This is a genomic window from Burkholderia sp. BCC0322, from assembly GCF_902833045.1.
Classification (GTDB): Bacteria; Pseudomonadota; Gammaproteobacteria; order Burkholderiales; family Burkholderiaceae; genus Burkholderia.
In genome coordinates, this window is record NZ_CADFDU010000023.1 from 36,148 (window position 1) to 56,626 (window position 20,479).

20 protein-coding genes and 1 pseudogene are annotated in these 20,479 nt (G+C 64.5%); 13 read left to right on the forward strand and 8 right to left on the reverse strand.

What is annotated here, in order from left to right:
* Positions 1–63 precede the first annotated feature (63 nt).
* The gene (acs, locus tag HWX39_RS34820) at positions 64–2,046 is read right to left on the reverse strand and encodes an acetate--CoA ligase (RefSeq protein ID WP_175972038.1); all 1,983 of its coding nucleotides are present in this window, start codon (positions 2,044–2,046) and stop codon (positions 64–66) included.
* 316 nt (positions 2,047–2,362) lie between these two features.
* Between acs and HWX39_RS34825 the strand changes: the two genes are divergently transcribed.
* The 9 genes from HWX39_RS34825 (at position 2,363) to HWX39_RS34865 (ending at position 9,672) form a co-directional block, all read left to right on the forward strand.
* Positions 2,363–3,259, forward strand: coding sequence for a DMT family transporter (locus tag HWX39_RS34825; protein WP_175972039.1), 897 nt, complete (start codon positions 2,363–2,365; stop codon positions 3,257–3,259).
* 113 nt (positions 3,260–3,372) lie between these two features.
* Positions 3,373–3,996, forward strand: coding sequence for a TIGR00645 family protein (locus HWX39_RS34830; protein ID WP_175953659.1), 624 nt, complete (start codon positions 3,373–3,375; stop codon positions 3,994–3,996).
* Between the two features lie 34 nt (positions 3,997–4,030).
* On the forward strand, positions 4,031–5,554 hold the full coding sequence (locus HWX39_RS34835; protein ID WP_089440623.1) for a fumarate hydratase: 1,524 nt from the start codon (positions 4,031–4,033) through the stop codon (positions 5,552–5,554).
* A gap of 194 nt (positions 5,555–5,748) precedes the next feature.
* Positions 5,749–6,225 (forward strand): bacterioferritin, encoded by a 477-nt coding sequence (gene bfr, locus HWX39_RS34840; protein WP_011352652.1) that lies wholly within the window; start codon positions 5,749–5,751, stop codon positions 6,223–6,225.
* Positions 6,226–6,264: 39 nt separating this feature from the next.
* Complete coding sequence (murI, locus tag HWX39_RS34845) at positions 6,265–7,125, forward strand: glutamate racemase (RefSeq protein ID WP_175972040.1); 861 nt, start codon at positions 6,265–6,267, stop codon at positions 7,123–7,125.
* A 150-nt stretch (positions 7,126–7,275) separates the two neighbouring features.
* Complete coding sequence (locus HWX39_RS34850; protein ID WP_011352654.1) at positions 7,276–7,512, forward strand: (2Fe-2S)-binding protein; 237 nt, start codon at positions 7,276–7,278, stop codon at positions 7,510–7,512.
* A gap of 218 nt (positions 7,513–7,730) precedes the next feature.
* Complete coding sequence (locus HWX39_RS34855) at positions 7,731–8,462, forward strand: energy transducer TonB (RefSeq protein ID WP_089473199.1); 732 nt, start codon at positions 7,731–7,733, stop codon at positions 8,460–8,462.
* A gap of 36 nt (positions 8,463–8,498) precedes the next feature.
* Positions 8,499–9,230 carry a MotA/TolQ/ExbB proton channel family protein gene (locus HWX39_RS34860; RefSeq protein ID WP_175972041.1) on the forward strand — a complete coding sequence of 244 codons (732 nt, stop codon included), beginning with the start codon at positions 8,499–8,501 and terminating at the stop codon, positions 9,228–9,230.
* A gap of 13 nt (positions 9,231–9,243) precedes the next feature.
* On the forward strand, positions 9,244–9,672 hold the full coding sequence (locus HWX39_RS34865) for a biopolymer transporter ExbD (protein ID WP_175972042.1): 429 nt from the start codon (positions 9,244–9,246) through the stop codon (positions 9,670–9,672).
* A gap of 382 nt (positions 9,673–10,054) precedes the next feature.
* On the opposite strand, the gene HWX39_RS34870 is transcribed toward HWX39_RS34865, so the two are convergent.
* Positions 10,055–11,029 (reverse strand): LysR family transcriptional regulator, encoded by a 975-nt coding sequence (locus HWX39_RS34870; protein WP_175972043.1) that lies wholly within the window; start codon positions 11,027–11,029, stop codon positions 10,055–10,057.
* A gap of 122 nt (positions 11,030–11,151) precedes the next feature.
* Here HWX39_RS34870 and HWX39_RS34875 point away from each other — a divergent pair, with 122 nt between their 5' ends.
* The 3 genes from HWX39_RS34875 to HWX39_RS34885 all read left to right on the forward strand — a co-directional run bounded on the left by HWX39_RS34875 (position 11,152) and on the right by HWX39_RS34885 (position 12,991).
* On the forward strand, positions 11,152–12,024 hold the full coding sequence (locus HWX39_RS34875; RefSeq protein WP_175972044.1) for a pirin family protein: 873 nt from the start codon (positions 11,152–11,154) through the stop codon (positions 12,022–12,024).
* A gap of 100 nt (positions 12,025–12,124) precedes the next feature.
* A complete protein-coding gene (locus tag HWX39_RS34880; protein ID WP_175953675.1) occupies positions 12,125–12,607 on the forward strand; it encodes an SRPBCC family protein in 483 nt (160 codons plus the stop codon).
* 138 nt (positions 12,608–12,745) lie between these two features.
* Positions 12,746–12,991, forward strand: a complete 246-nt coding sequence (locus tag HWX39_RS34885; RefSeq protein WP_175972045.1) for a hemin uptake protein HemP — start codon at positions 12,746–12,748, stop codon at positions 12,989–12,991.
* Positions 12,992–13,262: 271 nt separating this feature from the next.
* Here the strand turns inward: HWX39_RS34885 and HWX39_RS34890 are convergent, their stop codons facing one another.
* From HWX39_RS34890 to uvrB, 5 genes are all read right to left on the reverse strand, one after another.
* On the reverse strand, positions 13,263–14,660 hold the full coding sequence (locus tag HWX39_RS34890) for a 4Fe-4S binding protein (protein WP_175972046.1): 1,398 nt from the start codon (positions 14,658–14,660) through the stop codon (positions 13,263–13,265).
* Positions 14,657–15,499, reverse strand: coding sequence for an FTR1 family protein (locus tag HWX39_RS34895; protein ID WP_175972047.1), 843 nt, complete (start codon positions 15,497–15,499; stop codon positions 14,657–14,659). Before HWX39_RS34895 ends, HWX39_RS34890 begins: the two co-directional genes overlap by 4 nt.
* Positions 15,500–15,557: 58 nt before the next feature.
* On the reverse strand, positions 15,558–15,890 hold the full coding sequence (locus HWX39_RS34900) for a cupredoxin domain-containing protein (protein WP_047898577.1): 333 nt from the start codon (positions 15,888–15,890) through the stop codon (positions 15,558–15,560).
* A gap of 45 nt (positions 15,891–15,935) precedes the next feature.
* A complete protein-coding gene (locus HWX39_RS34905) occupies positions 15,936–16,487 on the reverse strand; it encodes an iron transporter (protein WP_021163417.1) in 552 nt (183 codons plus the stop codon).
* A gap of 219 nt (positions 16,488–16,706) precedes the next feature.
* Positions 16,707–18,797, reverse strand: coding sequence for an excinuclease ABC subunit UvrB (gene uvrB, locus HWX39_RS34910; RefSeq protein WP_089495226.1), 2,091 nt, complete (start codon positions 18,795–18,797; stop codon positions 16,707–16,709).
* A 263-nt stretch (positions 18,798–19,060) separates the two neighbouring features.
* On the opposite strand from uvrB, the gene HWX39_RS34915 reads away from it, so the two are divergent.
* Positions 19,061–20,260: an amino acid aminotransferase gene (locus HWX39_RS34915; protein ID WP_175972048.1), complete on the forward strand. Its 1,200-nt coding sequence runs from the start codon at positions 19,061–19,063 to the stop codon at positions 20,258–20,260.
* A 119-nt stretch (positions 20,261–20,379) separates the two neighbouring features.
* Here HWX39_RS34915 and HWX39_RS34920 read toward each other — a convergent pair.
* Positions 20,380–20,479, reverse strand: a pseudogene (locus tag HWX39_RS34920) (3-hydroxybutyrate dehydrogenase); the annotation flags it as partial.

Genomic DNA, 20,479 nt, shown 5'->3' on the forward strand with positions numbered 1-20,479 from the left:
CCCTGCGCGGGCAATCGGGATTGCCGCGCAGGGGCTCGTGCGCGTGATGCGCAACCGGTACGCTCAGCGCACTTCGGCGAGCTGCTCGAGGATGGCCGGATTCTCGAGCGTGGACGTATCCTGCGTGATCGCCTCGCCCTTCGCGAGCGAACGCAGCAGGCGCCGCATGATCTTGCCCGAGCGCGTCTTCGGCAGGTTGTCGCCGAAGCGGATGTCCTTCGGCTTCGCGATCGGCCCGATCTGCTTGCCGACCCAGTCGCGCAGCGTCTTCGCCAGCGCCGCGGCTTCCTCGCCTTCCGGACGCGAACGCTTCAGCACGACGAACGCAACCACCGCCTCGCCCGTCGTATCGTCCGGACGGCCGACCACGGCCGCCTCGGCCACGAGTTCGTGCGACACCAGCGCCGATTCGATTTCCATCGTGCCGAGCCGGTGGCCCGACACGTTCAGCACGTCGTCGATCCGGCCCATGATCGTGAAGTAGCCGGTGTCCTTGTCACGCACGGTGCCGTCGCCGGCCAGATACAGGCGCCCGCCGAGTTCCTCGGGGTAGTAGCTCTTCTTGAAGCGCTCCGGGTCGCCCCAGATCGTGCGGATCATCGCGGGCCACGGGCGCTTGACGACGAGGATGCCACCTTGCCCGTTCGGCACGTCCTGGCCGGTTTCATCGACCACCGCGGCCATGATGCCCGGCAGCGGCAGCGTGCACGAACCGGGCACGGTCGGCGTCGCGCCCGGCAACGGCGTGATCATGTGGCCGCCCGTCTCGGTCTGCCACCACGTGTCGACGATCGGGCAGCGCTCCTGGCCGACGTGCTTGTGATACCACATCCACGCTTCCGGATTGATCGGCTCGCCGACGGTGCCGATGATGCGCAGGCTCGACAGGTCGTAGCTTTTCGGATGCACCTTGTCATCGGCCTCGGCCGCCTTGATCAGCGAGCGGATCGCGGTCGGCGCGGTGTAGAACACGGTGACCTTGTGGTCGCCGATCATCTTCCAGAAGCGGCCGGCGTCCGGGTAGGTCGGCACGCCTTCGAACACGACCTGCGTGCCGCCGCAGGCGAGCGGGCCGTACGTGATGTACGTGTGGCCCGTGACCCAGCCGATGTCGGCCGTACACCAGAACACGTCGCTGGGCTTCCAGTCGAAGGTCCACTTCATCGTCTGCGCGGCCCACAGCAGGTAGCCGCCCGTGCTGTGCTGCACGCCCTTCGGCTTGCCGGTCGAGCCCGACGTATACAGGATGAACAGCGGATGCTCGGCGCCGACCCATTCCGGCTCGCACTGGTCGGATTCGCCGGCCGTCAGTTCGTGCATCCACAGATCGCGCTCGGCGTGCCAGTCGATCTTGCCGCCGGTGCGGCGATAGACGATCACGCTCTTCACGGCCTCGCAGCCGCCCAGCGCGATCGCTTCATCCGCGATGCTCTTCAGCGGCAGCGTCTTGCCGCCGCGCGCCTGCTCGTCGGCCGTGACGAGCGCCGTCGCGCCGACGTCGACGAGCCGCTCGTTCAGCGACTTCGCGGAGAAGCCGCCGAACACGACCGAGTGCGTCGCGCCGATGCGTGCGCAGGCCTGCATCGCGACGATGCCTTCGATCGACATCGGGATATAGATGACGACGCGGTCGCCCTTGCCGATCCCGCGCTTCTTCAGGGCGTTCGCGAAACGCGATACGCGCGCGAGGAGATCCGCATACGTGACGCGCGTGACGGTGCCGTCGTCGGCTTCGAAGATCACCGCGACGCGCTCGCCGTTGCCGGCTTCGACGTGGCGGTCGAGGCAGTTGTACGACGCGTTCAGCTCGCCGTCGTCGAACCACTTGTAGAACGGCGCGTTGGACTCGTCGAGCACTTTCGTGAACGGCTTGTGCCACGCAAGACCCTCGCGCGCGAGACGCGCCCAGAAGCCTTCGTAATCGTTCTCGGCCTCGGCGACGAGCGCACGATAGGCCGGCATGCCGGAAATGGTCGCCGCCTGTTCGAGCGCCGCGGGCGGCGCAAACTGACGGGTTTCGTGAAGAACCGATTCAATCGCAGACATCGACTACCCCTTGGTGAACATGAATCCTCTGCATGGCGGCGCGATCGTGCGCGCCGCGCGTCTTGGCCGGCGCAAGCGCGCCGCTGTCTCCTACCCACCACCCGCGCACGGCCCGAGGGCTGCTGCGCGATGCTGCGCCGCACCACGTCGCGCGATGGCGACCGGGCGACCCGACAGTGTCCACGATAAGCGTTCGAACTTACCCGTCACTTACGCGGCACGGCCGTTTCGCCCGCCGGGCGGCGCCGCATGTAGCTTTACGCTGTAACGAGCGCGACCCTACAATCCTAACTGAACTCGCCTTCCGGATTCCAGCTTGAATCGCTACGCTTTCTTTCTCGTGCTGTCGATGCTGTTCGTCGGCAGCAATGTCGGTATCGGCAAATCGATCGTCGTCTTCGTCCCCGTCGCCATCCTCGCCACGCTGCGCTTCGTGATCGCGATCGCCGTGCTGTGGCCGCTGTTCAGCCCGGTGAAGATGCGCACGGTCAAGCGCGGAGAATGGCTGAACCTGTTCCTGCAGGCGTTCTTCGGCACCTTCATGTTCACGCTGCTGATGCTGAACGGCGTGCAGCGCACGAGCGCAGTCGCCGCCGGCGTGATCACCAGCACGATCCCCGCGATCGTCGCACTGTTCGCGTGGCTGATCCTGCGTGAAAAACCGAACGGCCGTGCACTCGTGTCGATTGCACTCGCGATCGCCGGCGTCGTGACGATCAACCTCGCGAACGGCAGCACGGCCGGGCACGGCGCGTCGTCGTCGCTGACCGGCAACCTGCTGATCCTCGGCGCGGTGTGCTGCGAATCGATCTACGTGATCCTGTCGCGCCGCCTCACGCAGACGCTCGCGCCGATCGACATCTGCGCGTACACGCACCTGTTCGGCCTGTGCCTGATGCTGCCGCTCGGCGCGACGGCGATGTGGCATTTCGATTACGCGAGCGTGCCGGCCGGCACCTGGGCGCTCGTCGTCTGGTACGGCCTGTCGGCCAGCATCTTCTCGTTCTGGCTGTGGATGAAAGGCATCCGGCACGTGCCGGGCAGCCTTGCCGGCGTGTTCAGCGCGGTGCTGCCGGTCGCGGCCGCCGCATATGGCATCGCGTTCCTCGGCGAGCGCCCGACGCTCGCCCACGGCATCGCGCTCGCGTGTGTCGTCACCGGCATCGTGCTTGCGAGCCTGCGCGTGAAACGCGTGCCGGCTGCCGCCTCCTGATCCGTCCCTGGAAGAGCCGGCGCGTCGCTGCAGGCGCGCTGGCCGACGCGTTACAATAGCGCGCCTTTTCAAGATTACCCCCGATACCTGCGCACCGCGCCCGACTTTCCATCATGTCTGCCCCGCATTCGCCCGGCCGCCCCGCGCGTCGCCCGCTTCGCCCGCTTCCCGCGCTGATTTTCATGAGCCGCTGGCTCCAGGTCCCGCTCTACCTCGGCCTGATCGTTGCGCAGGCCGTCTACGTGTTCCTGTTCCTGAAGGAAGTCTGGCACCTGCTGTCGCATGCGACCAGCCTCGACGAAATCAGCGTGATGCTCGCGGTGCTCGGCCTGATCGACGTGGTGATGATCTCGAACCTGCTGATCATGGTGATCGTCGGCGGTTACGAAACGTTCGTGTCGCGCCTCGGCATCGAGGGCCACCCCGACGAGCCCGAATGGCTCGACCACGTGAATGCAGGCGTGCTGAAGGTCAAGCTGTCGATGGCGCTGATCAGCATTTCGTCGATCCACCTGCTGAAGACGTTCATCAACCCCGACCAGCACACGATGCACGCGATCATGTGGCAGGTGATCATCCACGTGTCGTTCCTGGTGTCGGCGCTCGTGATGGCGTGGGTCGACCGCCTGACGACGCACACGCACCCGGCCCATTTCCACGAGCCGCACGCCCGCGACGCGCACGCGCCTGCAGCGAACGAGCCCCGCAAGCCGGCCGACGCAGCCGTCAACGCATAAACGCATTCCCCACAGTCCTCACAGAGTCTCAGCCATGACCGTCATCAAACAGGAAGACCTGATCCAGAGCATCGCGGATTCGCTGCAGTACATCAGCTACTACCATCCGCTCGACTACATCCAGGCTCTCGGCCGCGCGTACGAGCTGGAAGAAAGCCCGGCCGCGAAGGATGCGATCGCGCAGATCCTCACGAACAGCCGCATGTGCGCGGAAGGCCGTCGCCCGATCTGCCAGGACACCGGCATCGTCACGATCTTCGTGAAGGTCGGCATGGACGTGCGCTGGGACGGCGCGACGATGGGCCTCACCGACATGATCAACGAAGGCGTGCGCCGCGGTTACACGCACCCCGACAACGTGCTGCGCGCGTCGATCGTCAATCCGCCGGAAGGCGCCCGCAAGAACACGAAGGACAACACGCCGGCCGTGATCCACTACGAGATCGTGCCGGGCGACAAGGTCGACGTGCAGGTCGCGGCAAAGGGCGGCGGCTCGGAGAACAAGTCGAAGTTCGTGATGCTGAACCCGTCCGACTCGATCGTCGACTGGGTGCTGAAGACGGTCCCGACGATGGGCGCGGGCTGGTGCCCGCCCGGCATGCTCGGGATCGGCATCGGCGGCACGGCTGAAAAGGCGATGCTGATGGCGAAGGAATCGCTGATGGAGCCGATCGACATCCAGGAAATCATCGCGCGCGGCCCGAAGGACTGGGTCGAGGAACTGCGCGTCGAACTGCACGAAAAGGTCAACGCGCTCGGCATCGGCGCACAGGGCCTCGGCGGCCTGGCGACCGTGCTCGACGTGAAGATCATGGCCGCACCGACGCACGCGGCATCGAAGCCGGTCGCGCTGATCCCGAACTGCGCGGCTACGCGCCATGCGCACTTCGTGCTCGACGGCTCGGGCCCGGCCAAGCTTGAAGCGCCGTCGCTCGACGCATGGCCGAAGGTCAACTGGGAACCGAATACCGAAACCAGCAAGCGTGTCGACCTGAACACGCTGACGCCGGAAGAAGTCGCGAGCTGGACGCCGGGCCAGACGCTGCTGCTGTCGGGCAAGATGCTCACCGGCCGCGACGCCGCGCACAAGCGCATCGCCGACATGCTCGCGAAGGGCGAGAAGCTGCCGGTCGACTTCACCAACCGCGTGATCTACTACGTCGGCCCGGTCGATCCGGTCCGCGACGAAGTGGTCGGCCCGGCAGGCCCGACGACGGCCACGCGCATGGACAAGTTCACCGAGACGATGCTCGCGCAAACGGGCCTGATCTCGATGGTCGGCAAGGCCGAGCGCGGCCCGGTCGCGATCGACGCGATCAAGAAGCACAAGGCGGCCTACCTGATGGCCGTCGGCGGTGCGGCTTACCTCGTGTCGAAGGCGATCCGCGGCGCGAAGGTGCTCGCATTCGAAGACCTCGGCATGGAAGCGATCTACGAGTTCGACGTGCAGGACATGCCGGTGACGGTGGCCGTCGATTCGTCGGGCACGTCGGTGCACCAGACCGGTCCGAAGGAGTGGCAGGCGAAGATCGGCAAGATCCCGGTCGCAACCGCATAAGCGCGATCGAACGAGAGGCCGGACGGAAGTCCGGCCTTTTTACTTCTCATTCTCATTATTGTGTGTGGCCGGTTATTCGAGGCTGATTCTCATTACACGCAAAAGGCAGGCCCGGCAAGGCTTCGAGGCTTGGCTTTTCTCGTTCGAGCGATTATCTTTCGGGTTCTGAAGCCCCACTGAACAAGGAACAAGCCATGCAAGGCGACAAGAAAGTCATCGAATATCTGAACGCCCAGTTGAAGAATGAACTCACGGCGATCAACCAGTACTTCCTGCATGCGCGCATGTACAAGCACTGGGGCCTCGAGAAGCTCGGCAAGCACGAGTACGACGAGTCGATCGGCGAAATGAAGCACGCCGACTGGCTGATCGAGCGCGTCTTCATGCTCGACGGCCTGCCGAACCTGCAGGACCTGCACAAGCTGCTCGTCGGCGAGGAAACCGAAGAGATCCTGAAGTGCGACCTGAAGCTCGAGCAGATCTCGCAGTCCACCTGCAAGGAAGCGATCGCCTACTGCGAATCGGTTCGTGACTACGTGTCGCGCGAGATCTTCGAAAAGATCCTCGACGACACCGAAGAGCACATCGACTGGCTGGAAACGCAGATCGACCTGATCGGCAAGGTCGGCCTGCAGAACTACCAGCAAACGATGATGGGTTCACCGGAGTAAGCTCGCTTCACGCTTCCCGTTAGCGCCCCCGGCCCGTTCATGTCGACACCTTCCGCTACTCCTGCGACGGCCACGACCGTCGCCCCCATCGGCATCTTCGATTCCGGGCTGGGTGGCCTGTCGGTGCTGCGCGCCGTACGCGCGCAGTTGCCCGACGAATCGTTCATCTACGTCGCCGATTCGCACCATGCGCCGTATGGTCCACGCGATGAGGCGTTCATTACCGAGCGCACGCTGGCAATCGGCGAGTGGCTGGCCCGCGAAGGGGCGAAAGCACTCGTCATCGCCTGCAACACGGCGACTGCTCGCGCGATCGCCGCGACCCGCGAACACCTGTCGATGCCACTCGTCGGCGTCGAACCGGGCATCAAGCCGGCCGCCGCCGTGTCCGCGAGCGGCGTCGCGGGCGTCCTCGCCACGCAGTCGACGCTGAACAGCCCGCGCTTCCAGGCGCTGCTCGACCGCTATGGCGCCGGTCGCCGATTCATTTGCCAGCCCGGCCACGGGCTCGTCGAAGCCATCGAGCGCGGTGACACGAATTCGCCAGCCTTGCGCGCGTTGCTCGACAGCTACCTGCAACCGATGCTCGACGACGGCGCCGATACGCTGGTCCTCGGCTGCACGCACTACCCGTTCTTCACGGAAACGATTCGTGACCTTGTGGGCGACCGCCTGACGCTCGTCGACACCAGCGACGCGATCGCGCGCCAGCTCATGCGGGTGCTCGACGAACGCAACCTGCGCGCACCGGCCGGCACACGCGCGGCCCCACCCCGCTTCTGCTCGACCGGCGACGGCCGCCAACTGCAGCTCCTCGCATCGACGCTGCTCGGCCTCGCTGCGCCGGTCGAATCCGTCACCATTTCCTCGCCCAACGCGCGCGCCTGCGCGACTGCCTGACACGGGCCGGCACGCCCTCTTTCGCGTGCCGTTCCACCGCCCCGACGTTTCAAGGGTCCGATGACCTTAAAAAAAGCGCACCCCAGGCTTGTCAACGTCCGCAAATTTAATGATAATAATTCGCATTACCGTTAGCTATCGCAACTCATCATGATCGTCTGCGTGTGCAAGTCTGTTTCCGATCGCAAGATTCGCGCGTCCCTCGCAGAGGGCGTGAACTCTTTCGATGAACTCCAGTTCGAGCTTGGCGTGGCCACGTGCTGCGGCAAGTGCGAGGAGTCCGTACGCGACCTCATGGCCGAACAAGGCGTCTGCGCGAGCCAGTGCGGTGTCGAGCATCATGCTCACCCGATCCCGGTCACGTTCTACGAACGCAAGGCCGCCTGACCGGCGCCGAGTGTGCGCATGCGGCCCAGGCCGCATTTTTTGTTTTGACCGTCAGCAAGCCACCGCCTGCGCGAGCCAGCGGCTTACCTGCCAAGGAGCCTGTCATGGAATTGCTGATCGGATTTGTGACCACCGTTTGCATCTCGCTGCTGATCTTCCGCAAGTGATGCCGATTCACCCGCCGCGCCCCGGGTGCGACATCGTTCTTTCAAGCTAACATGCAGGCTTCGCATCTCGCTCCTGCCGGCGCCGTGCCGGCTGCACCACGTATGAACCCCCGAGTGATCGTCGTCGCGGTCGGTGTGCTTGCCGCACACGCGATCATGCTGACGGCCGCCTGGCTCCATCGCAACGCGCCGCCGCCGCCGAAGGAGATCGAGGTTCAGTCGATCACCGCGCAGCTCATTCCGCCCGCGCCCCCTGCCCAGCCGGTCGCGGTCCAGTCGGCCGCGCAACAGCCTACGCCGCCCAAGCCCACGCCGCGCGTGAAGCCGAAGGTCGAGCCGAAGCCAGTGCAGAAAGCGGTCCCGACGCCTCAGCCGGTCTCGCAGGCTCCGTCGCCGACACCCGCGCCGGCAGTGGCCGATCCGACACCGGCTCCCGCGGCGCCTGCGCCTGCTGCACCGGCTGCAGCACCCGGCCCGGCACGCGAGACGATGCAGGTCAGCGCGCCGAAGAACGTGTCGGCGCTCACCTGCAATTTCGTGAAGCCGACCTATCCGTCGATGTCGCGCCGTCGCGGCGAAACGGGCACGGCCTATGTTCACTTCATCATCGGCGTGACGGGCAAGATCGAAAGCGTCCAGTTGCAGAAGAGCAGCGGCTACCCGCGTCTCGACGAAGCCGCGCTCGATGCGACGCGCGCCAGTACCTGTCCGCCGTATATCGAGAACGGCCAGGCGATCCGCGCCGCCCATACGCTGCCCTTCAACTTCACGCTTGACGACTAACCCGTCATATTCGGTAGATTCAAAGGAAACAAGAAAATGCAAAGCTACGGTATCGCGCACGTCTGGGCGCAAGGTGATTTCGTCACGCGCGCCATCGCGATCACGCTGCTCGTGATGTCGATCCTGTCGTGGATCGTGATCGTCATCAAGGGCTGGAACGTGATCCGCCTGAACCGCCTGACGAAGAATGCCGAACAGGCATTCTGGCATTCGGACGACTTCGACGACGGGATCCGGAAGCTCGGGCTCGCCGCATCGACGCCGAACGACAACCCGTTCCTCGCACTCGCGCTGTCGGGCAAGGAAGCCGCCGATCACCACCATCAGACGCAACCGCACCTGCACGACCGCATGGACGTGTCGGACTGGGTCACGCGCTGCCTCAAGGACACGATGGACGAAGGCATCTCGCGCATGCAGAGTGGTCTCGCGATCCTCGCGTCGATCGGTAGCACGGCGCCGTTCGTCGGCCTGTTCGGTACGGTCTGGGGGATCTACCACGCACTGCTCGCGATCGGCGCGTCCGGCCAGACGTCGATCGACCAGGTCGCGGGCCCGGTCGGCGAATCGCTGATCATGACCGCCTTCGGCCTGTTCGTCGCGATCCCTGCCGTGCTCGGCTACAACGCACTCACCCGTGCGAACAAGGGTGTCGTCAGCAAGCTGCGTCGCTTCGCGCACGGCCTGCACGCGTATTTTGTGACGGGCGCGAGCCTTGCCTCGTCGTCGACGCGCGACGGCCTGCGTCTCGCGACGCGCGCCAGCTGAGGCGGGGTGAACCATGGCAATGAACACCGGTTTCAGCGACGATGACGACGATGCAGTGATGAGCGAGATCAACATGACGCCGCTCGTCGACGTCATGCTCGTACTCCTGATCATTTTCCTCGTGACGATCCCGGCGATGCAGCATGCGGTGAAGATCAACCTGCCGCACGCCAGCAGCCAGCCCGTCGACGAAAAGCCGCAGACGGTCGACGTCGCGATCCAGGGTGACGGCACGATCCTGTGGGACGACCACACGGTCACGCGCGAACAATTGCAGGAACGCATCGCGGAAGCGGCAAAACGCACGCCGCAACCGGAGTTGCACCTGCGCGCGGACCGCAAGGTCGCGTACGAACACGTCGCGGAAGTGATGTCGGATGCACAGGCAGGCGGCCTGACGAAGCTCGGCTTCGTGACGGAGCCGACCGCGAAAGCGAAGTAACGCACGCGCTATCCGACACGCCGGCCGCACCTCGCCGGCCGCACCTCGCCGGCCGCACACAAAGTAAAAGGCCTTCATCGCCAGATGAAGGCCTTTTTTCATGCGCACGCGGGCGCCTTCGGGCGGCGGGCTCTTTGGCGGTATCGGTTGCGCCTCGAGCAACGCAAATGCGACTCTGCCGTGGTCTGCACGGACTGCGCGTTCTGCCCTATCTGGCTCACAATATATGCGGCCACCTGATTTCGCTCAGAACTTCCTTCACGAAATGGGATTTCAATATAGGCCCGTGTGCACGCGCATTCAAGGTTCCGGCGATTGAAACTTGCGATTGCAGGCGACGCTTCAATGACAAAACAAATTTGCCTCGCCGTGCGCGTCGTGTTCAGGTCGCCGAAACATCGGCCGCCGCTTCCTTCTTCGCTCGTTCCGGGCACCCCGGTTCCTTGTAGGCGCCGTGATCGAGCTTCTCGACCAGATAGTCGACGAACGCACGCACCGCGGGCGGCATCCCCTGCCGCGACACGAACACCGCATACAGTTGCGGCACCGGCAGCGTCCAGCCCGGCATCACCGGCGACAGCTGCCCCGCACGCAGCGCGTTGCCGTACATCATCTCCGGCAGCGCCGCGATGCCGAGGCCATCGAGCACGGCTTCACGGATCGTCATCAGGTCGGCCGTCACGAGCCGCGGGTCGTGCTCGTGCACGTGGCGCGTACCGTCCGGCGCGATCAGGTTGAACACGTGCCGCCCGTCGACGCTCGGCGTATCGAGTGTCTCGAATCCGCTCAGGTCGTCCGGTACCAGCGGCGGCGCATTCTGGCTCAGCAGGCTCGGCGCGCCAACCAGCATCTGCTCGGTACGCCACAGCGGCCGCACGACGATATTCGCGTTCTGCGGCGGCTCCGAGCGCACGCGCAGCGCGACGTCGATCGAATCCTCGAACAGGTCGATCACGCGATTCGTCACGCGGACGTGCACCTTCACCTCGGGATAGCGACGCAGGAATTCGGGCAGGATGCGCGACAGCATCGTCTGCGACAGCGTCACGGGCACGCTGACGCGCACCGAACCGCGCGGCGACGAGCGCAACTGCTGGACAGCGTTCATTGCCGCCTGTGCTTCGGCCAGCATCGCCTGGCAATGCTGGTAGAACAGCTCCCCCGCCTCGGTCAGCGCGAGCTTGCGTGTGGAGCGCTGCAGCAGGCGCACGCCGAGCGCCGCCTCGAGTTCGGTCAGGCGCCGCGACAGGCGCGATTTCGAGATGCCCAGCACGCGCTCCGCAGCCGAGAACCCACCATGTTCGACGACCTGCGAAAAGTACATGAGGTCGTTCAGGTTATGTGCATCGATAGTCATCTCATCGTTCCATTTTCAGAACAATCTATTGCGAACCGTCGCGAATCGACCGGTAAAACGCCCAATATAATAGCGCTGTGTTTCAAAAATAACGCTATTCCGATCATTTCGAGGGTATCCGCATGACAACCGCTCGCTCGCTTGACCGCACTTACCCCGCGCTTCGCACGACCGAAGGCGGCGGCTTCGTGGTTCATCGCCCGTTCCCGACCCGGCTGCTGATGGATTTCGACCCGTTCCTGCTGCTCGACGAAATGGGCCCCGTCGACTACGCACCCGGCGAAGCCAAGGGCGCCCCCGACCATCCGCATCGCGGCTTCGAGACCGTGACCTACGTACTCGACGGGCGCTTCCGTCATCGCGACTCGTCCGGCCATGCCGGCGCGCTCGGCCCGGGCGACGTGCAATGGATGACGGCGGGCGCCGGCGTCGTGCACAGCGAGATGCCGGATCCTGAATTCGCGAAGGCGGGCGGCCGCTCCCACGGCTTCCAGCTGTGGGTCAACCTGCCGCGCCGTGACAAGCTGATCGCGCCGCGCTACCAGGAGATCCCTGCCGACCGTATCCCGAGCGCGACGTCGCCGGACGGCCGTGCACGCGTACGCGTGATCGCCGGCGAAGCGTTCGGCGTACGCGCCACGATCGAAACGCGCACGCCGATCCTCTACCAGCATTTCACGCTGCAGCCCGGTGCAACGGTCACGCAGACCGTCCCCGCAGGCTATCGCGTGTTTGCCTATCCGATCGACGGAACGGGCCTCTACGGGCCCGCCAGACAGGCTGTCGACGCACGACACATGGTCGTGTACCGCGACGACGGCGACACGGTCACGTTCGCCGCCGGCGACATGCCGCTCGACCTGCTGCTGATCGGCGGCGTCCCGCTCAACGAGCCGATCGTCCGCTACGGCCCTTTCGTGATGAATACCGAGGAAGAGATTCGGCAAGCGGTCGTCGACTACCAGACCGGTCGCATGGGCCGCATCGAAGCCTGACGCATGGACGGGCGCGCAGGTGCCGCGAAACCGCCCGTTTTGCGTCACAATTGACTTCTCGAACCACGTGGCCGCCTGCCACCAGAAGGAACCCGTCCCCTTGAACTTCGAACATCTGATCCAGATCAATTCCGACGATCCGGCCGTGCCGCCCCTCACCCGCGAACAGCTCTGGGAAGGTCTCGTGCTGCGCGCAGAACAGCCGCAACTGTTCGTGCTCGGCCTCGACAGCTGCGTCGTCCACGAACGGACGGACACGACGCTCGAACGTGAACTGCACTACGGTCACGCGACCGTGCGCGACCACGTCACGTTCACACCGAACCAGCAGGTCCGCTACGACATCCGCGCCGCCGACGGCGAGATCGGCGGCTCGCTGACGATGACGATCGAGGAACGTGACGACCACGAGCTGTTCCTGCGTTTCGAATACCGCACGACGCTGGTCGTCACGGACGACAGCGAAGACGCTCGTCAGACACACGGGATCGTCAAGGAGGCATACCGTACGTCGGATATCGACACGGTCCGCCTGATCCGCGAATACGCGCAGGGCCGCAAGGACCCCGATCCGCTGCACTGAACCCGATGGCGGCCCGCAGGCCGCCTCTTTGATTCAAGCTATCAGATTCGCCCTCTCGATCGATAAAGAGTTTTTGTAAATGGGAATAGTTATCATTTAGAATTCATTCCATCGTATCGACAGTCACCGATCAACCGAATGACCGACACCATGCGCCCGACCACGCTGACTTTGCGCCGCACGACCGGCAACGCAGGCAGCAGCCGTCAGAAGACGGCAGCGGTCACCACGCCGGCGAAGCCCGCCGGCCACCGCGATGCAGGCACGCGGGTCGTCAGCAGCGATACGCTGCTGCAAGGCCAAAGCCACGTCAGCATCGCGCACAACGGAGAGACCTATCAGTTGCGCGCCACTCGGCTGGGCAAACTGATCCTGACGAAGTAACGACAGAGTATTGTGGGGACCACCTCCCTGAGAGGTGTTGGGCAGTAGCCAGCGTAACGGCTTGCACGCGAGATCTAGACCCCTTCGTGCAAACACACTCAAGCAGCCGTTGCAGCAAGCCAAGCCACTTTTTTGGTTCTCGCACAAGGAAGAAAAAAAGCGACACGTCCTTCGACGTGTCGCTTTTTTGTTTGGGCAGCCAATGCGTGAAGCACGCCGCCCAGCTTCGTTACCGCACGATGCCTGACCGCCGCAGCGGCACGCGATCCGCTTAGAAACCCCAGAACATCAACCACCATGCGCTGTCGATGACGGCAAGCCCGACGGCGAACCATGCGAACGCCGCAAGCCGGCGCGGCCAGGCCGCATAGCGCCCTGTCACGTTCCACGCGAGCCACGCACTCCATGCGTTGGCGCCGACCAGGATCGCGATGCGCACATCGGTCGCCCAGCCGAGCGGCACATGCTCGGCACGCAGCAGCGACAGTGTCGTGGCCGACAGGCCAAGAAATACGCCCGCCCCCGCGATCGGGATCAACGCCTGCGCAAGATGATGCAGCCGCACGCGATCGAAGCGACCGAGCATCAGCGTGGCGCCAGCCAGCAGCATCAGCAGCGCCGTGCCGTACACGAGCCCCGTGCCGACGATGTAGCTGACGACCAGCCCCCCGTCGAGCCAGGAGAACACGTCGTTGCGATCCGGGTAGTGCGTGAGCAGGAACCACGGCGCATTGGTCTCGAGCGGCCACGTGATGTCATGGTCGATCAGCCAGCCCGCGAGCCATTGCTTGATCTGCACGAACCACGGGCTGACGGTCCAGTGGAACGCACCGATCGCGACGCCGAGCAGGCCGTACAGGATCAGCGCGGTGTCCCACGGGTTCGCCTGCTGCGCGCCGAGGTTCACGACTTCGTCGGACGGCGAGCGCAACGACAGCGAGATCGCATCGCGATGCCCGCTGCAGCGGCCGCACATGTGGCAGTCCGCCGCGCCCTTCATGTTACGCAACGGCACGAGCGGCGCGCAGTTGATTGGAATCACGCGATGGCCATGCTCGCCGTTCTTGTACGAACGGCGCCATGCATCCTCGTCGACCTTGTAGCGCATCGGCGCCAGCCGCGCGAGCAGCCCGAACACGCCGTTGACCGGGCACAGGTACTTGCACCACACGCGCTTCTCGCGGCCGTACAGCACGCCGATCACGATCGCGCCGACAGTCGAGCCGCCGAGCACGAACAGCACCGCGAGCGGGTACTGGTACACGCTCACCATCTGCCCGTAGATCGTCGTGAGCCCGAACGCGACAAACGGCCAGCCGCCCCACCGTATCCAGCGCGGAATCGGGCCGCCGCGGCCGAACTTGCTCGCGAATTCGGTGAGCGCCCCTTCCGGGCACAGCACGCCGCACCAGACGCGGCCGAGCATCACCATCGACAGCAGCACGAACGGCCACCAGATGCCCCAGAACGTGAACTGCGCGATCAGCGTGAGGTTGCTCCACAGGTGTGCGGAATCATCCGGCAGCGGCAACACCGCCGGCACGATGATCAGGAACGCATAGACGGCGACGACGGCCCACTGGATGCCGCGGATCAGCGTGCCGTGCCGCTGCATCCACTGGCCGGCCTGCGCGAGCCAGCCCTGCTTGCCTGCGGCGACAACACTCATGCCGCGTGACCTGCCGCGACGGCCGGACGACGGCTCGCGCGCTTCATCAGCAGCCAGACCACCGCCCAGTACACGGCATAGGCAACCAGGTTGGTCAGTGCCGGGTGCGCACGATAGCCGGTCAGCGTCGCGACGAGCGAGCCGAACGTGCCCGAATCATCGAGGATCGCGGACGTGTCCCACACCTGCGAAATGCCGAGCGGCAGGATTTCCTTGTCGATCAACTTGTCGACGCCGGTCTGGAACAGGCCCGCGCCGAGGAACAGCAGCATCACTTCGGTGACGCGGAAAAAATGCCGCCACGAGAAGTACTTGCCGCCGAGCTGCAGCAGATAGAACGTGAAGAATGCAAGACCGAGGCCGATCACGACCGCGAGCATCTGGCTGCCGTCGACGTGGCCCGATTGGCCAAAACCGAGACCGTACAGGAAGATCACCGTCTCGCTGCCTTCGCGCGCGATCGCGAGCGCGACCAGCACCGCGACGCCCCACCAGTTCGAATCGCGCGTGCTCTGCTGCAGCGATTGCTCCATGTCGCGCTTCAGCGTGCGGCCGTGCCGGCGCATCCAAAGCACCATCTGCACGATCAGCACGCATGCGATCAGCACCATGGCGGTCTGGAAGTAGTCCTGCGCGTCGCCGGACAGCACTTCGGTGAAACCGACCAGTGCGGCACCGAGGCCGACGGCCATCAACAGGCCGACACCGACGCCGGTCCAGAGGAAAGGCAGGCCGCGGCGCGCATCGTCGTCACCGTTTTTCAGCCATGCATAGAGAATGCCGACGACGAGCAGCGCTTCGACGCTCTCCCGCCAGACGATGAACAAGATCTGACCCATCGATATCTCCTGACGCGCGGTACACCGGGCAGGTGTGCCCGCGCGCAGATAAAACGCGTTACTTCGCGACGATTACGCCCTGCGCCTGCTGGTGGAAATCGTCGAAAAACTTGTATTCGCCCGGCGACAACGGTGCGACGACCACGAACGAATCGGCGCCCGGCGCGAGCACCTTCTCCTTGCGCAGTTGCACGCTCTCGAATTCGGCGGCGCCCTTGCCGGTGTTCTTGATCTCGATCTTGAAACGCTGGCCGGCCGGCACTTCGATGCGGGCGGGATTCAGCTTGCCGTCCGCCATCTCGAGCTTGAACGTCGGCAGATCGGCAGCGTACGCTGCGCCGGCAAGCCACAACGCAGCAGCTGCGGCAACGATTTTCTGGGGAATTTTCATTCTGGGTTCTCTACGCCGACGGCACGCCGTCCGTGATGCCACCGATCAGTAACCGCCCTTCTTGCCGATACCGGCGAACGGGAAGTCGTACTCGAGGGTAATGGGCTTGAACCATGCGCCCACGCCCGTTTCCTTGTCGATGTGACGGCCGAACGCCATATGGCCCGTCTGCATCGGCGGCTTGACGACCATCGTCAGGTGGTACTTGCCCGGGCCGTTCAGCTTCACGTTGTCGCCGTAGTGCGGGCCGTCGCTCGCGACCATGCCCATCAGGTCGCCTTCCGCCTTCCACTTCGTGTCGCCCTGCTTCGTCAGCTTGTACGTGACCTGCAGGTACGGCATCCAGTCGCCTTCCGCGAAACCCGTCGGGTTGTTCTTGACCGCATGGATGTCGGCCTCGAGGTGGATGTCGGAATCCGACGCCTTGCGCATCATCCCTTCCGGATCCATCGTGATCGGCTGCAGGTACACCGCGCCGATTTCCATGCCGCCCTGGATCTGCTGCTTGCCGATCGGATATTCGGCAGCCGAGGCCGACATCGCGGCAAGCGCCGCCGCTACCGCAACCGTCGTGCGGATGAACGAAGAACCCAACATGGACACTCCTTGTTATTTGATCTGGAACCATGTGAACCGACCGCCAGGCCGGCCCACTGAAACACTAACGCGACGAAGAACGTTAATGCGAACAATTCTCAATAATTGCGAAGTTTAGCACCGAACCTGTTTCGGAACAAACGGCGAGCCGTGTAAACCCCTGATCCGACAAGGCTTACAGGCTCCCTACCGCAGGGGCTAGGTGACGCTTGGAAAGATTTACCGGCCGCCGTTGACGTGATCGCCGACGTTCGCACCGAACACGCGCTCACGCAGCAGCGCAAGTTGGTCGCGGGTCGCGGCGGCCTTCTCGAACTCGAGGTTCTTCGCGTAGTCGGCCATCTGCTTCTCGAGGCGCTTGATTTCCTTGGCGAGCTGCTTTTCCGACATGTCCTCGAATTTCGCGCGCTGCTGCGCTTCTTTCAGCTCGGCGCGTGCCTCGTCCGCGTTGTAGACGCCGTCGATGATGTCCTTGATGCGCTTCACGACACCGCGCGGCGTGATGCCCATCTTCTCGTTGTGCGCGATCTGCTTCGCACGGCGCCGCTCGGTCTCGCCGATCGCACGCTTCATCGACTCGGTCATGTTGTCCGCGTAGAGGATCGCCTTGCCGTTCACGTTCCGCGCCGCGCGGCCGATCGTCTGGATCAGCGAGCGCTCCGCGCGCAGGAAGCCTTCCTTGTCCGCGTCGAGGATCGCGACGAGCGACACCTCGGGAATGTCGAGCCCTTCCCGCAGCAGGTTGATCCCGACCAGCACGTCGAACGTGCCGAGCCGCAGGTCGCGGATGATCTCGACGCGCTCGACCGTGTCGATGTCGCTGTGCAGGTAACGCACCTTGACCCCGTGATCGGCGAGAAACTCGGTGAGCTGCTCGGCCATGCGCTTCGTCAGCACGGTGATCAGCACGCGCTCCTCGGCCTTCACGCGCGCGTTGATCTCGGCCAGCACGTCGTCGACCTGCGAGCTCGCCGGCCGCACTTCGATTTCCGGATCGACGAGGCCCGTCGGCCGCACGACCTGTTCGGCGATCTGCCCGGTCACGCGCTTCTCGTAGTCTGCCGGCGTGGCCGACACGAACACGACCTGGCGCATCTTGCGTTCGAACTCCGGAAACTTGAGCGGCCGGTTGTCCAGCGCCGACGGCAACCGGAACCCGTAGTTGACGAGGTTTTCCTTGCGCGCGCGATCGCCGTTGTACATGCCGTTCAACTGGCCGATCAGTACGTGCGATTCGTCGAGCAGCATCAGCGCATCGGGCGGCAGGTAGTCGACGAGGGTCGGCGGCGGATCGCCAGGCGCCGCGCCCGAGAAATGCCGCGAGTAGTTCTCGATGCCCTTGCAGAAGCCGAGCTCCTGCAGCATCTCGAGGTCGAAGCGCGTACGCTGCTCGAGGCGCTGCGCCTCGACGAGCTTGCCGTCGCGGTGGAAGAACTCGAGGCGTTCGCGCAATTCGTCCTTGATCGTCTCGACCGCGCGCATCACGGTGTCACGCGGCGTCACGTAGTGCGACGACGGATACACGGTGAAGCGCGGGATCTTCTGCCGCACGCGCCCCGTCAGCGGGTCGAACAGCTGCAGCGTCTCCACCTCGTCGTCGAACAGTTCGACGCGCACGGCCAGCTCCGCGTGTTCGGCCGGGAAGATGTCGATCGTGTCGCCGCGCACGCGGAACGTGCCGCGTTGGAAATCCTGCTCGTTGCGCGTGTACTGCATCGCGATCAGCCGCGCGATCACGTCACGCTGGCCGAGCTTGTCTCCGGCGCGCAGCGTCAGGATCATCTGGTGGTATTCGGACGGGTTGCCGATACCGTAGATCGCCGACACCGTCGCGACGATCACGACGTCGCGGCGCTCCATCAGGCTCTTCGTCGCCGACAGCCGCATCTGCTCGATGTGCTCGTTGATCGACGAGTCCTTTTCGATGAACAGGTCGCGCTGCGGCACGTACGCTTCAGGCTGGTAATAGTCGTAGTACGACACGAAATATTCGACCGCATTGCGCGGGAAGAACTCGCGAAATTCCGAATAGAGCTGCGCGGCAAGCGTCTTGTTCGGCGCGAACACGATCGCCGGGCGGCCGAGCCGCGCGATCGTGTTCGCCATCGTGAAGGTCTTGCCCGAGCCCGTCACACCGAGGAGCGTCTGGAACGAGAGACCATCCTCGACCCCTTCGACGAGCGTCTCTATCGCGGTCGGCTGATCGCCTGCGGGCGGATACGGTTGATACAGCTGGAACGGCGACCCTTCGAAGGTCACGAATTTCGATTCGTCGAGCGCGTCGCCGGTTTCGGCTTTATGTTCGGACATGGAATGCGGCCGGAGCGAGGGCAAAGAAAGCATTCTAGCGCTTCGCGGCCTCGCGAACTGCTGTCGGCTCCTGACGAGCGGTGGCCGCACGGCATCTCGATTTGCCGCCGAATTTCGCCGCCGATTCGTCGCCCCCGCCTGCACGAATTCGCTACAATGTCAGGCTGCTGCGCTTTCCGGCGTCGTGCCTGCCCGCACGCGGTCCGCCGCGCCCGCCCCGCTCGTTGAAAGCCTGACCCTCTTTTCACTACTGCCGAATCATCATGTCGCTCTTCTCCGCTGTCCAGCTTGCTCCCCGCGACCCGATCCTGGGCCTGAACGAAGCCTTCAACGCCGATACGCGTCCGACCAAGGTCAATCTCGGCGTCGGTGTGTACACGAACGAAGAAGGCAAGATTCCGCTGCTGCGCGCGGTTCGCGAAGCAGAGAAGGTGCGTGTCGAGGCCGGCCTGCCCCGCGGCTACCTGCCGATCGACGGCATCGCTGCCTACGATGCGGCCGTGCAGAAACTGCTGCTCGGCAACGACTCGCCGCTGATCGCGGCAGGTCGCGTGGTCACGGCCCAGGCACTGGGCGGCACGGGCGCGCTGAAGATCGGCGCCGATTTCCTGCGCACCGTGAACCCGAACGTGAAGGTCGCGATCAGCGATCCGAGCTGGGAAAACCATCGCGCGCTGTTCGAAGCAGCCGGCTTCGAAGTCGTTGCGTACCCGTATTACGACGCTGCCACCAACGGCGTGAACTTCGAAGGCATGCTGTCGGCATTGAACGGCTATGCGGCAGGTACGGTCGTCGTGCTGCACGCGTGCTGCCACAACCCGACCGGCGTGGACCTGACCGAAGCGCAATGGCAACAGGTCGTCGACGTCGTGAAGGCGCGCAACCTCGTGCCGTTCCTCGACATGGCCTACCAGGGCTTCGGCGAGAACATCGAGGCCGATGCTGCGGCCGTGCGCCTGTTCGCCGCGGCCGACCTGAACGCATTCGTGTCGTCGTCGTTCTCGAAGTCGTTCTCGCTGTACGGCGAGCGCGTCGGCGCACTGTCGATCATTACGTCGAGCAAGGAAGAAGCGACGCGCGTGCTGTCGCAACTGAAGCGCGTGATCCGCACGAACTACTCGAACCCGCCGACCCATGGCGGCGCCGTGGTCGCAGCGGTGCTCGCATCGCCGGAACTGCACGCTTCGTGGGTGCAGGAACTCGGTGAAATGCGCGATCGCATCCGCGCGATGCGCAACGGTCTCGTCGAGCGCCTGAAGGCTAGCGGCGTCGATCGCGACTTCAGCTTCATCAACGCACAGCGCGGGATGTTCTCGTATTCGGGCCTGACCTCGGCGCAAGTCGATCGCCTGCGCGAAGAGTTCGGCATCTATGCGGTCGGCACGGGCCGGATCTGCGTTGCAGCACTGAACACGCGCAACCTCGACGCAGTCGCCAATGCAATCGCGGCCGTCCTGAAGTAACGCGGCTTGAGCAGGCGGCAGCCGTCATCGGCCCCGCCCCGCCAAAATGAAAACGCACTCTACGGAGTGCGTTTTTTTATGCCATTCGCCGGCGGGCAGCTACCCCGCCCGCCCCCGCATCACTGCATGAACCAGCCGTGGCTGACGATGAACGACTGGCCCGTGAGCGCGGCGCTCGGGAAGGCCGACAGGAACAGCACCGTCTGCGCGACGTCCTGA